Annotated in this window: 15 protein-coding genes; 7 read left to right on the forward strand and 8 right to left on the reverse strand. The window is 65.6% G+C overall.

Going from position 1 to position 15,319, the window contains the following annotated elements; all coding sequences use genetic code 11:
• On the reverse strand, window positions 1-1,010 hold a 1,010-nt coding region (gene aceA / locus QOJ24_RS01895), incomplete at its 3' end, for an isocitrate lyase (protein WP_526258555.1).
• Between the two features lie 270 nt (window positions 1,011-1,280).
• Window positions 1,281-2,099: an acyl-[acyl-carrier-protein] thioesterase gene (locus QOJ24_RS01900; protein ID WP_526258557.1), complete on the reverse strand. Its 819-nt coding sequence runs from the start codon at window positions 2,097-2,099 to the stop codon at window positions 1,281-1,283.
• 78 nt (window positions 2,100-2,177) lie between these two features.
• Here QOJ24_RS01900 and ramB point away from each other — a divergent pair, with 78 nt between their 5' ends.
• The 3 genes from ramB to QOJ24_RS01915 are packed head-to-tail and all read left to right on the forward strand — an operon-like array spanning window position 2,178 to window position 4,606.
• On the forward strand, window positions 2,178-3,602 hold the full coding sequence (gene ramB, locus QOJ24_RS01905; protein WP_526258559.1) for an acetate metabolism transcriptional regulator RamB: 1,425 nt from the start codon (window positions 2,178-2,180) through the stop codon (window positions 3,600-3,602).
• The gene (locus QOJ24_RS01910) at window positions 3,599-4,144 is read left to right on the forward strand and encodes a carboxymuconolactone decarboxylase family protein (protein ID WP_526258561.1); all 546 of its coding nucleotides are present in this window, start codon (window positions 3,599-3,601) and stop codon (window positions 4,142-4,144) included. Before ramB ends, QOJ24_RS01910 begins: the two co-directional genes overlap by 4 nt.
• Window positions 4,145-4,162: 18 nt before the next feature.
• Window positions 4,163-4,606, forward strand: coding sequence for a VOC family protein (locus QOJ24_RS01915; RefSeq protein ID WP_526258563.1), 444 nt, complete (start codon window positions 4,163-4,165; stop codon window positions 4,604-4,606).
• A gap of 6 nt (window positions 4,607-4,612) precedes the next feature.
• Here the strand turns inward: QOJ24_RS01915 and QOJ24_RS01920 are convergent, their stop codons facing one another.
• The 6 genes from QOJ24_RS01920 to adh are packed head-to-tail and all read right to left on the reverse strand — an operon-like array spanning window position 4,613 to window position 9,211.
• Window positions 4,613-4,882, reverse strand: a complete 270-nt coding sequence (locus tag QOJ24_RS01920) for a hypothetical protein (RefSeq protein ID WP_526258564.1) — start codon at window positions 4,880-4,882, stop codon at window positions 4,613-4,615.
• Entirely contained in the window at window positions 4,879-6,273 is a 1,395-nt protein-coding gene (lpdA, locus tag QOJ24_RS01925) for a dihydrolipoyl dehydrogenase (RefSeq protein ID WP_526258566.1), read from the reverse strand. The genes QOJ24_RS01920 and lpdA overlap by 4 nt, the downstream gene beginning before the upstream one ends.
• A 10-nt stretch (window positions 6,274-6,283) precedes the next feature.
• The gene (locus QOJ24_RS01930; RefSeq protein ID WP_526258568.1) at window positions 6,284-6,835 is read right to left on the reverse strand and encodes a hypothetical protein; all 552 of its coding nucleotides are present in this window, start codon (window positions 6,833-6,835) and stop codon (window positions 6,284-6,286) included.
• On the reverse strand, window positions 6,828-7,106 hold the full coding sequence (locus QOJ24_RS01935; RefSeq protein ID WP_526258570.1) for a putative holin: 279 nt from the start codon (window positions 7,104-7,106) through the stop codon (window positions 6,828-6,830). Before QOJ24_RS01935 ends, QOJ24_RS01930 begins: the two co-directional genes overlap by 8 nt.
• Before the next feature lie 36 nt (window positions 7,107-7,142).
• Window positions 7,143-7,661 carry a DUF779 domain-containing protein gene (locus QOJ24_RS01940; protein WP_526258572.1) on the reverse strand — a complete coding sequence of 173 codons (519 nt, stop codon included), beginning with the start codon at window positions 7,659-7,661 and terminating at the stop codon, window positions 7,143-7,145.
• A 26-nt stretch (window positions 7,662-7,687) separates the two neighbouring features.
• Window positions 7,688-9,211 carry an aldehyde dehydrogenase gene (gene adh, locus QOJ24_RS01945; protein WP_526258574.1) on the reverse strand — a complete coding sequence of 508 codons (1,524 nt, stop codon included), beginning with the start codon at window positions 9,209-9,211 and terminating at the stop codon, window positions 7,688-7,690.
• A 154-nt stretch (window positions 9,212-9,365) separates the two neighbouring features.
• Here adh and QOJ24_RS01950 point away from each other — a divergent pair, with 154 nt between their 5' ends.
• From QOJ24_RS01950 to QOJ24_RS01965, 4 genes are read left to right on the forward strand one after another with little or no spacing between them, the layout of a single operon-like run.
• Window positions 9,366-11,180, forward strand: a complete 1,815-nt coding sequence (locus QOJ24_RS01950) for an NAD(P)-binding domain-containing protein (protein ID WP_526258576.1) — start codon at window positions 9,366-9,368, stop codon at window positions 11,178-11,180.
• A 16-nt stretch (window positions 11,181-11,196) separates the two neighbouring features.
• A complete protein-coding gene (locus QOJ24_RS01955; protein WP_526258578.1) occupies window positions 11,197-13,251 on the forward strand; it encodes a prolyl oligopeptidase family serine peptidase in 2,055 nt (684 codons plus the stop codon).
• Window positions 13,252-13,278: 27 nt separating this feature from the next.
• A complete protein-coding gene (locus QOJ24_RS01960; protein WP_526258580.1) occupies window positions 13,279-13,584 on the forward strand; it encodes a DUF2563 family protein in 306 nt (101 codons plus the stop codon).
• The gene (locus tag QOJ24_RS01965) at window positions 13,577-15,274 is read left to right on the forward strand and encodes a putative alpha/beta hydrolase (RefSeq protein ID WP_526258582.1); all 1,698 of its coding nucleotides are present in this window, start codon (window positions 13,577-13,579) and stop codon (window positions 15,272-15,274) included. The genes QOJ24_RS01960 and QOJ24_RS01965 overlap by 8 nt, the downstream gene beginning before the upstream one ends.
• Window positions 15,275-15,319 lie beyond the last annotated feature (45 nt).

Genomic DNA, 15,319 nt, shown 5'->3' on the forward strand with positions numbered 1-15,319 from the left:
CCGAGCTCCTTCTGGAACTTGGCGATGGTCGCGTCGTCGAGGTGCTTGCGCCAGTTGAACGACGGCGAGCAGTTGTAGGCCAGCATCTGGTCGGGGAACTCGCTCTTGACGCCCTCGGCGAACTTCGCCGCCAGCTCCAGGTCCGGGGTGCCGGTCTCCATCCAGATCAGGTCGGAGTACGGCGCGTAGGCCTTGGCGCGGGCGATGCACGGCTCGAGGCCGTTGCGCACCCGGTAGAAGCCTTCCTTGGTCCGCTCACCGGTGATGAACGGCTGGTCGCGCTCGTCGACGTCGGACGTGATGAGCGTGGCGGCCTCGGCATCGGTGCGGGCAATCACCAGGGTCGACACGTCGGCGACGTCGGCGGCGAGGCGGGCCGACGTCAGGGTGCGGATGTGCTGCTGGGTCGGGATCAGCACCTTGCCACCGAGGTGGCCGCACTTCTTCTCCGACGCGAGCTGATCCTCCCAGTGCGAGCCCGCGACACCGGCCGCGATCATGGCCTTCTGCAGCTCGTAGACATTGAGCGCGCCGCCGAAGCCTGCTTCACCGTCGGCGACGATCGGGGCCAGCCAGTTCTCGACGGACGTGTCGCCCTCGACCTTGGCGATCTGGTCGGCGCGCAGCAGCGCGTTGTTGATGCGGCGGATCACCTGCGGCACCGAGTTGGCCGGGTAGAGGCTCTGATCCGGGTAGGTGTGGCCGGAAAGGTTCGCGTCGCCCGCGACCTGCCAACCGGACAGGTAGATCGCCTTCAGGCCGGCGCGCACCTGCTGGACCGCCATGTTGCCGGTGAGCGCACCGAGCGAGTTGACGAACTCCATGTCGTGCAGCTGGTTCCACAGCACCTCGGCGCCGCGGCGGGCCAGGGTGGCCTCCTCGACGACCGAACCCTGCAGGGCAACCACGTCGGCGGGGGTGTAGGTGCGCTCGATGCCCTTCCACCGGGGGTTGGTGTCCCAGTCGTGCTGGATCTGTTCGGGTGATTTCGGTGTGCCAACGGTGGACATCGGGCTGCTCCTTCTATGCTTTTTGGCAATCGTGAGGGCGACGCTGGATTTCCCGGCTTGTTAACGCCCCAACAAATTCGCTGTCGTGCTAACCCGATAATGCACCTCGGCATATGCGCTGGTCCACCCGTTTCGGTTGCAAACTTTCGCTAACCAAATGCGGCGTCTTGCAAAGTTTGCAAAGACAGCTATGTGCTGAAACGGTTCAGTTCTACTGGTCAGTAGCCAATTTTCGCTGGTCAGTACGCTCGTACTGTTAGAGCGCGGAGGTCAGAGCGTGAAGATGGCCGCGATCGCCTTCGTCTCGTCGCCGACGGCATATGTGAGCGTTGTAACAGTGCGATCGGACAGTTCGGCGCCGAATTGTTCGGTCGAGCCGGGCGGATGAACGTGCGCAATGATCTCCAGCTTGTCGCCGAGCGCCACCGCCGCATCGTGTTCGATGGTGACCCGCAACGGCGCCTTGAGCAGCTCCGGCGTGCCCGCGAGATAGTCCTCGATGACGCTCCAGTAGACCGAGTTGTTCATGTGGTCGAAGATGTCGATGTCGCTGACCCGCACCGGGTACTCGCGAATCTCGGCCGCGTCCTCGCGTGCGCCTGCCTTCAGATAGGCCTTCCACCTCAACCGGTTGACGTCGGTGGTGCGCTGCAGGCCCTCGAGGAAGTCATCGGAGATGCGGGCGGGGCCCTGGGTCTCGCGGTTGATGTTGATCCAGAACGCCTCGGACTCGATGAGCCCGCCCCTTCGTCCGTCGATGCGGACGCGCATCTCACACCAGCGGTTGGACGTCCCCGAACACCAGCGACGAAGCCGCAACATGTCCTTGAACTCGATGGGCTCGATCAAATCGACCATGGTGCGACGCACGATCCACAGCGGGTGCGTCTCCTCGAACCCCATCTCGCGGAGCTGATCCGAGCCGATGTCCTGGATGTGGCGGGTGGCGGCGTCGAACTTCAGCCTGCCCTCGCGGTCGACGTCGGCGACCCGCAACGGCCATTCGATGTCGAAGACGTCGGGGTGCGGGTCGGGCACAGGCATCATCACCTTCGCCAGGCCGCTCGCCGTTCCGTCGGAGGTACTCATCGGTGCAAATACTGCCATAAGCCCATCGGATGCCAACTCTGCGAAGATGCCCTTCACATTCTCGTTATGCTTTCTGACGTGGCAAAAACCTTCGTCGGCTCACGGGTTCGGCAGCTGCGCAGTGAGCGCGGTTTCAGCCAGGCCGCGCTGGCGCAGATGCTGGAGATCTCACCGAGCTACTTGAACCAGATCGAGCACGACGTCCGCCCGTTGACCGTGGCGGTGCTGTTGCGGATCTCCGAGATGTTCGGCGTCGATGCCACGTTCTTCTCGTCGCAGGACGACACCCGGTTGCTCGCCGAGCTGCGCGAGGTGACCATGGACCGCGACTTGGACATCGATGTCGACCCCGCGGAGATCGCCGACATCGTCAACGTCCATCCCACGTTGGCTCGGGCGATGGTCAACCTGCACCGGCGCTATCAGATCACCACCACGCAACTGGCCGCCGCCACCGAGGACCGGTTCTCCGACGGAAGCGGCAGCGGCGCCATCACCATGCCGCACGAGGAAGTTCGCGACTACTTCTACCAGCGGCAGAACTACCTGCATGAGCTCGACACCGCAGCCGAGGATCTCACCATCGACCTGCGCATGCACCGCGGCGACCTGGCCCGCGATCTCTCCGATCGGCTCAAAGCCGTGCACGGAGTGCACATCGTGGCGCGCACCGACCTCGGCGACACCGTTCTGCACCGCTACGACCCCGCGACTCGCAGGCTCGAGATCGGCAGCCACCTGTCGTCGGGCCAGCAGGTGTTCAAGATGGCGGCCGAACTGGCCTACCTCGAGTTCGGCGGCCTGATCGACAAGCTCGTCGCAGACGGAAAGTTCACCAGCGAGGAGTCGACGACGCTGGCCCGCCTGGGTCTTGCCAACTACTTCGCCGCGGCGACGGTGCTGCCGTACGGGCAGTTTCACGAAGTCGCCGAGAAGTTCCGTTACGACGTCGAACGGCTCTCGGCGTTCTACTCGGCCAGCTACGAGACGATCGCGCACCGGCTGTCGACGCTGCAAAGGCCGTCGATGCGAGGCGTGCCGTTCTCGTTCGTCCGCGTCGACAGGGCAGGCAACATGTCAAAGCGGCAGTCCGCCACCGGTTTTCACTTCTCGTCCAGCGGCGGCACCTGTCCCCTGTGGAACGTCTACGAGACCTTCGCCAACCCCGGCAAAATCCTCGTCCAGATTGCGCAGATGCCCGACGGGCGCAACTACATGTGGGTGGCGCGCACTGTCGAACGCCGGGCGTCGCGATATGGTCAGCCGGGCAAGACATTTGCCATCGGGCTCGGCTGCGAACTTCGGCACGCACATCGACTCGTCTACTCGGAGGGACTGGATTTGTCGGGCGACTCCAATATGTCGGTCACCCCCATCGGAGCTGGCTGCCGGGTCTGCGAGCGGGACAACTGCCCGCAGCGTGCGTTCCCGGCGCTCGGCCGCGCGCTGGACATCGACGAGCACCGCAGCACCGTGTCGCCCTACCTGGTGAGGCAGTCGTGAGCGCGCCGGCCCGCATCGAGCCGGGGGGCTTCCGAGAGCTCGGCCCGATCAACTGGGCGATCGCCAAGCTGGGCGCGCGAACCATCCGGGCGCCCCGGTTCAGCCTGTTCAACGTGCTGGGCCAGCACAAGCTGCTGTTCCTGGCATGGCTGCCGTACAGCGCGATGCTGCTCGGCATGCTGAGCAAACTGCCGGTGCGCGACGCCGAGGTCGTCATCCTGCGCGTCGGCCATCTGCGCGACTGCGAGTACGAGCTGCAGCAGCACCGCAGGCTCGCCAGGTCGCGCGGCCTCGGACCCGAGGTGCAGGCCAAGATCTTCGAGGGACCCGACGCCGACGGGCTGACCGACCGGCAGCGGGCGTTGATCACCGCCACCGACGAGTTCGTGGTCACCCGTGGCGTGTCGCCGGAGACGTGGGCGACGTTGGCAAGCCACCTGAACAAGGCGCAGCTGATCGAATTCTGCATGCTGGCAGCGCAATACGACGGGCTGGCGGCCACCATCACGACACTGAATGTGCCTCTGGACTTCCCGGACTGAAACCGCGAGAGTTTGATCATGCATTTCAAACTCGAGGTGATCGTGCTGCCCGTCGACGACGTGGACCGGGCCAAGGCGTTCTACGAGTCACTCGGGTGGCGGCTGGACGCCGACGTCCCGGGCGACGGCGGATTCCGGGTGGTGCAACTGACACCGCCGGGTTCGCCGGCGTCGATCATCTTCGGCAGCGACGTCACCGCCGCCGCGCCGGGCTCAACCCAGGGTCTCTACCTCGTCGTCGACGACATCGAGGCTGCCCGTGAGGATCTGGTCGCCCGTGGTGTCAACGTTTCGGAGGTGTACCACGACGCCGGTGGCGTTTTCGAGCACGCGGGTACCGAGCATCGGCGGCCGGGGCCGGATCCCAACCGGACCAGTTACTCGTCGTTCGCGTCCTTCAACGACCCCGATGGCAACCGGTGGGTGCTGCAGGAGATCACCGAGCGGCTACCCGGCCGGTGATTCCGGCTAAAGGTAGGTGACCCCGAGGACGACCAGCGACAGTAGCACCGGCGATATCGGCAGGGCACACAGGAACGCCGCCCACACCTCTGACCTACGCCGGTACGCGCGCCAGCCAAACAGCCCGGCCACGATGCCGACAACCAACGACGCCACGGCCACCACCAGCACCCAGTCGCTCACCGTGCGCGTCGCAATGGCGGCGGAGATACCGGCGAGCCACAGCATGTGGCCGATGATCAATCCGCCGATACCGGCGACCCAGATCGCTCTCAAAAGTTGATCATGTGGCCGATGAGCCCGTGGAAGCACTCCTGCAACGCTTCGGACATCGTCGGGTGGGTGTGGACGTTGCGGGCCAACTCGGTGGCGGTCAGATCCCACTTCTGCGCCAGGGTCAGCTCGGGCAGCAGCTCGGACACGTCGTGGCCGATGAGGTGGCCACCGATCAGCTCGCCGTACTTGCCGTCGGCGATCAATTTCACGAATCCGCTGGGGTCCCCGACGCCGTGCGCCTTGGCGTTCGCGGTGAACGGGAACTTAGCGACCTTCACGTCGTAGCCTTCGTCGCGAGCCTGCTCCTCGGTGAGGCCGAAGCTGGCCACCTGCGGCTGGCAGAACGTCGCACGGGGAAGCATCCGGTAGTCGCCGAGTGGCAAAGTGTCTGCGCCGCCGATGGTTTCGGCCGCGACAACGCCCTGCGCCTCCGCCACGTGCGCGAGCTGCAGCATCCCGGTGACGTCGCCGATCGCATAGATGTGCGGAACGTTGGTGCGCATGTAGTCGTCAATGCCGATGGCTTTACGCTCGGTGACCGATACGCCGGCCTTGTCCAGCCCGTAACCCTCGATGTTGGGCGCGAAGCCGATCGCCTGCAACACCTTCTCGGTCTTGAGTTCCTCGGACTTGCCGTCCTTGCTGACCGTGACGGTGACGTCGCCGCCGCCGTCTTTGATCGACTCGACCTTGGTGCCGGTCAGCATCTTGACGCCGAGTTTCTTGAATTGCTTCTCGATCTCCTTACTCACGTCGGCGTCCTCGTTGGGCAGCGCCCGGGGCAGGAACTCGACGATGGTGACGTCGACGCCGTAGTTCTTCATCACATAGCCGAACTCCATGCCGATCGCGCCCGCACCGGCGATCACGATCGAGGACGGCAGGTCGCGCGTCATGATCAGCTTCTCGTAGGTGACGACGTTGTCAGACAGCGACGTGCCGGGGACAAGCTTGGTGCTGCTTCCGGTGGCGATGATGATGTTGTCGAAGGTGACCGTCTCGGTGTCCCCCTCGTTGAGGTCGACCTCCAAAGTGTGGTCGTCTTTGAACGTGCCGTAGCCGTGGATCTCGGTGATCTTGTTCTTCTTCATCAGGAAGTGCACACCGGCGACACGGCCCTCGGCGACCTTGCGACTGCGGTCGAAGGCGACCCCGTAGTCGAAGGTCGCGTCCCCACTGATGCCGAACTGCTTGGCTTCCTTGGTGAAGATGTGCGCGAGTTCGGCGTTGCGCAGCAACGCCTTCGACGGGATGCAGCCGACGTTGAGGCACACCCCGCCCCAGTACTTGGGTTCGACGACCGCGGTGCTCAGCCCTAACTGGGCGGCGCGGATCGCTGCGACGTACCCGCCTGGGCCTGCTCCGAGAACAACGACGTCATAGTGGCTCACCCCGCCAACACTAATAGGGGATGACGCCGGCGAAACAGCGGCTTGCGTGTTCACAGAAGTAGACGCCGTACAGCACGGCTGCTGCGGCCGTCGACGCGAACGGCGCGGACATCAGCGCGACGGCCACCGCCGACATCCAGGGCTTGGCAGGCACCATCGCGGCGATCAGGGCGGCAACGGTGCACATCACCACATAGACCAGCACGATGAATACGGCGGGCGTCTTGCTGATCGAGTGGAACCACCAGTAGAAGAGGCCAAGCCCGACAGCCGCGGCGACCACCCAGACCGCCGCAACGACGAACACAAGCGTCCAGCGTCTGAGGTACAGCTCAGCGCTGCGCGCGACCGGTTCCTCGGCCAAGGCAGGCTGCAGTTCGGACGGCGCCTCGTCGGCGAGCGCAGGCATGGCGCCGGTGAACGCGGGGGTGAACGGCGCCGTCGGTTCCGGTTGCGAGTCGAGATCGGCGTCGCCGTTGGTCGACTCAGGGTGCATCCGAGGCGGATGCCAGCCAAGCGGCGCGCGGTGGCGGTGGGTGCCCCGGTAGGTCTGCTCAGGCACCGTGCACCACCTGGATCGTGGCCAGGGCGCCAAACCACGCGGGCGCGATCGCGAGGACGAATGCGCCGAGCGCCGTCATCCAGCGCCGGTGCGATGCCAGGATCAGCACCAAACCGAACGCGCTCGGCACGCCGACGATGAGTGCGATGACGAAATCGGGCCGGACGGTCGCGTCAACCAGCTTCGTGGCCGCAATCCCGCCCAGCAGCCCGATTGCCGTTCCGACCAGCATCGCACTGGCCAACATCCACGCCCGCGGTACCGGGATCACGTTTTCGACGATAACGCCGTCTGCAGTCGAAACCGCTCAACGGCGCGGCGTGCCAGGTATCGGACAGGCATCAATTGCCTCGGCGACGACGTGTGTGCCGCCGGAAACGGGCCGCGCGCCGCCTTCGTAGCCGGCTCCCGTCACCGGCGGGCTTTCTGCCAGCGTCCGATTCTCGTCGTCGGTGAACGCCCGGCCGCGCGACAGGAACCGCATACCCTCCGGGGCCTCGAGGCTGAACCCACCGCCGCGGCCGGGCACGACGTCGATCACCAGCTGGGTGTGTTTCCACACCTCGAACTGCGGGCCGGATATCCACACCGGCACCCCGGCGTCTCCGACGTCGAGCACGGCCAGCAGGATGTCGCGGTCGCCGACGATGAAGTCGCCGACCGGGTAGCACATCGGCGATGACCCGTCGCAGCAGCCGCCGGACTGGTGGAACATCAACGCCCCGTGCCTGCCCTGCAGCTTCTCCAGCAGGTCGGCGGCCTTGCGGGTGACGAGCGCCCGAGACGGCAGTTGCGATTTCGGCGCGCTAATCGACGCTGAGCGCATGTCAGCGCGCCGAAATCCCTCGCTCGTCAGAAGAACCCCTGGGCCTTGTTGCTGTAGCTGACGAGCAGGTTCTTGGTCTGCTGGTAGTGGTCGAGCATCACCTTGTGGTTCTCGCGGCCGATGCCCGACTGCTTGTAGCCGCCGAACGCGGCGTGCGCGGGGTAGGCGTGGTAGCAGTTCGTCCACACCCTGCCTGCCTTGATGTCCCGACCGGCGCGGTAGGCGGTGTTGCCGTCGCGGCTCCACACCCCGGCGCCGAGGCCGTAGAGGGTGTCGTTGGCGATCGAGATCGCGTCGTCGTAATCCTTGAACGACGTCACCGCCACCACCGGGCCGAAGATCTCCTCCTGGAAGATCCGCATCTTGTTGTTGCCCTCGAAGATGGTCGGCTGCACGTAGTAGCCACCGTTGAGGTCGCCGCCGAGTTCTGCGCGCTCGCCGCCGGTGACGACGCGCGCACCCTCGTCCTTGCCGATCTCGATGTAGGACAACACCTTCTCCAGCTGGTCGTTGGAGGCCTGCGAGCCGATCATGGTCTCGGTGTCCAGCGGGTCGCCCTGACGGACGGCCTTTGTGCGGATCGCGGCGAGCTCGAGGAACTCGTCGTAGATGTCGCTCTGGATGAGGCTGCGCGACGGGCAGGTGCACACCTCGCCCTGGTTGAGGGCGAACATCGTGAACCCCTCGAGCGCCTTGTCCTGAAAGTCGTCACCCGCGGCCATCACATCGGAGAAGAAGATGTTGGGACTCTTGCCGCCCAGTTCGAGCGTGACCGGAATGAGGTTCTGGCTCGCGTACTGCATGATGAGCCTGCCGGTCGTGGTCTCGCCGGTGAATGCGATCTTGGCGATCCGGTTGCTTGAAGCCAGCGGCTTGCCCGCTTCGACGCCGAACCCGTTGACCACGTTGAGCACTCCGGCGGGAAGCAGATCGCCGATGAGACTCATCAGGTAGAGAATCGAGGCCGGTGTTTGCTCGGCGGGCTTGAGCACCACCGCATTTCCAGCGGCAAGCGCTGGCGCCAGCTTCCAGGTGGCCATCAGGATCGGGAAGTTCCACGGGATGATCTGTCCGACGACGCCCAGCGGCTCGTGGAAGTGGTAGGCGACGGTGTCCTCGTCGATCTGCGAGAGCGAACCTTCTTGTGCGCGAATGGCGCCCGCGAAATAGCGGAAGTGGTCGACGGCCAGCGGCAGGTCGGCGGCCAGCGTCTCGCGGATCGGCTTGCCGTTGTCCCACGCCTCGGCGAGCGCGAGCGATTCCAGGTTCGCCTCGATGCGGTCGGCGATCTTGTTCAGAACGGCCGCCCGCTCGCCGGGCGCGGTCTTGCCCCAACCGGTGGCCGCACCGTGCGCGGCGTCGAGCGCCTTGTCGATGTCGGCTTCGGTGGACCTCGGGATCTCGCAGAATGCCTGACCCGTCACCGGAGTCGGGTTCTCGAAGTACTCGCCACCCGCCGGCGGGACCCATTCGCCCCCAATGAAGTTGCCGTAGCGCGACTCGTAGGCCATCAGTGCGTCTGCTGATCCGGGGCGGGAGAACACGGTCATGACTGACTCCTTCTAGATGAAGCGGATGGCAGGTGCCGCGGCGACGGCAACAGACCTTGCATCAGTGCCGATTGTGCTCTCCATCACACTTTCCCGCCAACCGCCCCTGCTACAACCCTTGCGGCGGGCAGCGCCTGGGTGTGTGGTGGGTCACATGACGCAGACGCTTGGCCGTGCCACCGGCCTCACTCCGCAGGACCGGATCACCGCCTGGCTCGCCGATTTCGAGGCGGCGCTGGCCGCGCGCGACATCGATCGCGCCGTGGCGAAGTTCGCCACCGATAGCTTCTGGCGCGACCTCGTCGCATTCACCTGGAACATCAAGACCGTCGAGGGGCGGGACCAGATTGCAGGGATGCTCGGCGAACGCCTGGCGGGCACCGAACCGTCCGGTTTCCGCACCCGCGAGGAGGCGACCGAGGACGGCGGTGTGGTCTCTGCGTTCATCGAGTTCGATACGGCCGTCGGCCGCGGGGTCGGGCACCTGCGCCTGGTGGACGACCAGGCGTGGACGCTGCTGACGGCGCTTGCGGAACTGAAAGGTCACGAGGAACCCCAGGGCCCGTCGCGGGTGCTGGGTGCGGTGCACGGCTCCGACGCCGACCCGCGGTCATGGGCGGAGAAGCGGCGGGCGGAGGAGGAGTCCCTGGGCTACACCACACAGCCCTACGCGTTGGTCGTCGGCGGCGGTCAGGGCGGCATCGCGCTCGGCGCGCGGCTGCGGCAGCTGGGAGCGCCTGCGATCGTCGTCGACAAGCACGAGCGGCCGGGCGACCAGTGGCGCAACCGCTACAAGTCGCTGTGCCTGCACGACCCGGTCTGGTACGACCACCTGCCCTATCTGCCGTTCCCGCCGAACTGGCCGGTTTTCGCGCCGAAGGACAAGATCGGCGACTGGCTCGAGTTCTACACCCGGGTGATGGAGGTGCCGTACTGGTCGAAGACCGAGTGCCTGTCGGCGTCGTTCGACGAGAAGACCAAGACCTGGACCGTCGAGGTGGACCGCGACGGCGAGCGGGTCACTCTGCGGCCGACGCAACTCATCCTGGCCACCGGCATGTCGGGCAAGCCCAACGTGCCGACGTTGCCGGGGCAGGACGTCTTCGCCGGCGACCAGCACCACTCCAGCGCGCACCCCGGGCCCGACGCCTACGTGGGCAAGCGGGCGGTCATCATCGGATCGAACAACTCGGCCCACGACATCGCGAAGGCGTTGTACGAGAACGGTGTCGACGTGACGATGGTGCAGCGCAGCTCGACGCACATCGTCAGGTCGGACACACTGATGGACGTCGGGCTCGGCGATCTCTACTCGGAGCGCGCGGTGGCAAGCGGAATGACAACGGAGAAGGCCGATTTGACGTTTGCTTCGCTGCCGTACCGGATCATGCACGAGTTCCAGATCCCGCTGTACGACGAGATGCGCGAGCGGGACAAGGATTTCTACGACAGGCTGGCGGCGGCCGGCTTCGAACTGGACTGGGGTGACGACGACTCGGGACTGTTCATGAAGTACCTGCGCCGTGGCTCTGGCTACTACATCGACGTGGGCGCGTGCGACCTGGTGGCCGACGGCAGTATCAAGCTGGCCCACGGTCAGGTCGAGCGACTGACCGAGGATTCGGTGGTGCTGGCCGACGGCACGACGTTGCCTGCCGACGTCGTCGTCTACGCGACCGGTTACGGCTCGATGAACGGCTGGGCCGCCGACCTGATCGGCCAGGACGTCGCCGACAAGGTCGGCAAGGTCTGGGGGTTGGGCAGCGACACGACCAAAGACCCCGGGCCGTGGGAGGGCGAGCAACGCAACATGTGGAAGCCGACCCGGCAGGAGAACCTCTGGTTCCACGGCGGCAACCTGCACCAGTCGCGGCACTACTCGCTATACCTGGCGCTGCAGATCAAGGCGCGCCACGCAGGCATCCCGACGCCCGTGTACGGCCTTGCGGAGGTCCATCACCTGAGCTGACCGGTGACCGGTCAGAATGGCAGGCGTGGACGACATCGCGGACCCCTTCCTCTGGCTCGAGGACATCACCGGGGAGGATGCGCTGGACTGGGTCCGCCGCCACAACGAGCCCACGCTCGCCGCGTTGCGCGGCGAACGCTTCGAGCAGATGCGCACCGAAGCCCTCGAGGTTCTCGACACCGACGCGCGCATTCCCTACGTACGGCGCCGCGGCAACTGGTTGTACAACTTCTGGCGCGACGCGGCGAACCCCAGGGGCCTGTGGCGTCGCACCACGCTGCAGAGCTACCGCACCGACTCACCGGACTGGGAGGTGGTGATCGACCTCGACGCGCTGGCCGCCGACGAGGACGAGAACTGGGTGTGGGCAGGCGCCAATGTCATCGAGCCAGATCACTCTCTTGCCATGATCACCCTGTCGCGCGGTGGGTCTGACGCCGCTGTGGTGCGCGAGTTCGACATGCACACAGGCGAATTCGTGGTCGACGGTTTCGAAGTACCCGAGGCCAAGACCCAGATCAGCTGGGAAGACGAGAAAACCGTGCTGATCGGCACGGATTGGGGCGAAGACTCGCTGACCGAGTCGGGTTATCCGCGGCTGGTGAAACGCTGGCGAAGGGGCACACCTCTCGAAGACGCCGAAACACTCTTCAGCGGTGCATATTCCGATGTGATCGTCGCGGCATCGAGAGACCGCACACCCGGTTTCGAGAGAACCGTTCTGAGCCGTGCCGTCGACTTCTTCAACGACGAGGTCTACGAGCTGCGCGAGGGCGAATTCATCCGAATCGACGCCCCCAGCGATGCGACCGTGTCGATTCATCGCGAATGGCTGTTGATCGAGCTGCGTACCGACTGGCACACCGCAACCGGCCCGTATCGGGCGGGGTCGCTGCTCGCCGCGAACTACGACGAATTCCGCTCGGGTACAGGCGATCTCCATGTCGTCTTCGAACCCGATGAGCACACCAGCCTCAACCAGTACGCATGGACGAAAGACAAGCTCGTCATCGTCACACTTGCCGATGTGGTCAGCCGGGTGCAGATGGTGACACCGGGCAGCTGGGAAACCGAGCCGGTGCCAGGCATACCGGACAACACCAACGCGGTCATCGTCGACACCGACGACCTGGGCGACGAGCTCTTCCTGGATCTCAGCGGATTCACCACGCCGTCGCGGCTCCTGCACGGACCGATCGAAGGCCCACTCGAGCTGGTCAAGTCGGCGCCGTCGTTCTTCGATGCCGAAGGCCTCACCGTCACACAGCATTTCGCAACGTCAGCCGACGGCACCGCGATCCCCTACTTCGTCGTCGGTCACCGCAACAGCGCCGGGCCCGGCCCGACCCTGCTCGGCGGCTACGGGGGGTTCGAGGTCTCGCGGACACCGGGTTACGAGGGCGTGATGGGACGTCTTTGGCTGGCACGCGGCGGCACCTATGTGTTGGCCAACACCCGCGGCGGTGGCGAGTACGGGCCCGGCTGGCACACCCAGGCGATGCGGGAAGGTCGCCACCTGGTCGCGGAGGACTTCGCCGCGGTAGCGGAGGATCTGGTGCGCCGCGGCATCACGACGGTCAACCAGTTGGGCGCACAGGGCGGCAGCAACGGCGGCCTGTTGATGGGCGTCATGCTGACCCGGTACCCGGAGTTGTTCGGCGCGCTTGTGTGCAGCGTGCCACTTTTGGACATGCGCCGGTTCCACCTACTGCTGGCCGGTGCGTCATGGGTAGCCGAGTACGGCGACCCCGACGACCCTGATGATTGGGCATTCATCTCCGAGTACTCGCCGTATCAGAACATCTCGCGGGATCGGCGCTATCCGCCGCTGCTGATGACCACGTCCACCCGCGACGACCGCGTTCACCCCGGGCACGCGCGCAAGATGACCGCCGCGCTGGAAGCGGCCGGTCACGAGGTGCAGTACTACGAGAACATCGAAGGTGGGCACGCCGGGGCGGCCGACAACGCGCAGACCGCATTCCGGTCCGCGTTGATCTACGAGTTCCTGCACCGCACGCTGACAAACCCCGAAACCGTCATGGGTTGTATCGAACCGCCGGTAAGCTGACAGCAAACATGGTTCGGAGGTTTTCGGATGTGGGTTGAGCCGGAACTGCTTCACTCGGGCGGTGACGTGGCGCGAGGCGCAGGCAAGCGGGTTCTCGGCGGCGCCCAGGAGCTGTCGGCTGCTCCGATCGGTTCGAGCATTTTCGGTGACTTCGACGCGGCCCGCTCGTTCCATCAGCGCCTGAGCGAACACCGCACCAACCGCGTCGAGGCCATGAAGGGCAACCACGCAACGCTGACCGACGTCGGGCAGAAGGCGCAGACCGCGTCGGGCTGGTTCACCCGAACCGAGCACCAGAACACCGAAGACGTCTCGCACGTCAGGGATGCCTAGCTATCCGCAACTGGTCCACCTGAGTGTTCCCGAACTGATCGGTGCGGCCGGCGGTGACCCGTGGCAGATCGACGACACGATTCAGGCAGGGGCACCGGGCGAGATCAGCGAGCTCGCAACGTCTTTCCACAACGCCGCCGTATGCACCACGCAGACCGGTGAGGAGTTTGCGCAGGCCAAGAAGCGCTTCGCGCAAGCGTGGGATCGTGATGACCCGGCGCACCCAATCAACGACGCCGAGGAGGTTCGGCGCGCAACCGATTCGTTGCACCTGAGCAGCGAGCAGATGGGCCGCGTCGCCGTCGACCTGCAGGACATCGCCGCAGACCTCGCCCAGGCGCAGCGCAGCGGGCAGATCTCGATCGGCAACCTGGAAGCCCGGCTCAAGCAGATCGACGACCTGGTCGAATCGGAACTGCGGGCCGCCGCGGCGGCAGGCCAGCAGCTGGACTGGTCAGAGCTCAAGAGGGCCGCCGTCGCCGCCACCAGGCAGTCACTGGGTGAGATGAACGCGCTGCGCGATACGTACGGCGCCAAGCTCAACGCGGCCCAGATGGAGACGGCCGCCGACGGCTACGACACCAGTACGGTCAGCGGAGCGGTGCCGAATGCCTCTGCTGCACAACCACATGGAAGACCCGGCCAACCGCGCAGCCTTGACGATGCACTCGACCAGATCGCCGGCGCGCCTGTGCCCGTCGCGGTCCCTGCGCAGACCCCTGCGCCACTGAATCGCGAAGACGTCGAGACCTTCAAGGCGATGGCGCGAAAGCTGCTCCAAGCGCAAAATGTGCCGGCCGACCAGATCGAATCGCGGCTGACCGCGATGGTCACCCAAGCCCAGCAGGGTTTGGGCCGCCCGAGCTATCGGGCGCCGGATCCGCCGCGTCAACCGCCGCCCGGCTTCGGCGACGGATTCGCCGACCGCTGGTTCTCCACCGAGGAGGCCATCAAAAACCTGGTTGGCCAGGGCGGCCCCGGCGCCCCCGGTGTCCTCGAATCATGGGGCGGCCTGCTGCAGAACACCGCCGAAACCGTCACCAACCCGGTCGGCACGGCCGTCGGGGAAATCCAGAATGCCGTCAATTCACCCTCCGCGGCCTATTACCTGGGGGAGAAAACGGTCGACGCGGGTGCCACCGCCGTCACCCTCCCGTGGGGCGGGGAAGGTGCGGCGATCCGTGGCGGTCTCCCTGTGAGAACGATCGCCGAGGGCGGTGCACCAGAAGCTCTCGTGCGGGGCTGGAACCCAACGGGCGGCATGCCATGGGACGAGTTCGGGCCGCGGTTCGGTACCCCCGAGTCGCGAATCTGGCCTGACAACAACGGGTTTCCGCCGGGATATGAGCCGCAACCCGCCCAGCTGCCCGCCGGGACCATCATCGACCGGTTCGGCTATGAAGGCGGCCGCTACCTCGCGCCGGACGGCACACCATTCGCTGATCGCGCATTGACACCGGAAACGGTTGTCTCCGAATATCACCGGTACTCGGTCACCGGTCAGCCGCTCCCTGACGGGTGGCAGATCGTCGAAGGCCCTGTGGAACCGTGGTACGGCCAGACGCCGGCGCCGGGAACCGTCCAATATATGATCGTTGGCCCGCAAGGCGTCAGGGTCAGTGTGGAAGAACTGGTCGACAGGGGGATTCTCACCGAACATGGACCCGTCCTCGGATACGAACACAAGTGAACTTCAAGCCGAGATCAACCGGCTGGCGGAACGGCTCGACGTACG

The organism is Mycobacterium sp. (genome assembly GCF_032159775.1).
GTDB lineage: Bacteria > Actinomycetota > Actinomycetes > Mycobacteriales > Mycobacteriaceae > Mycobacterium.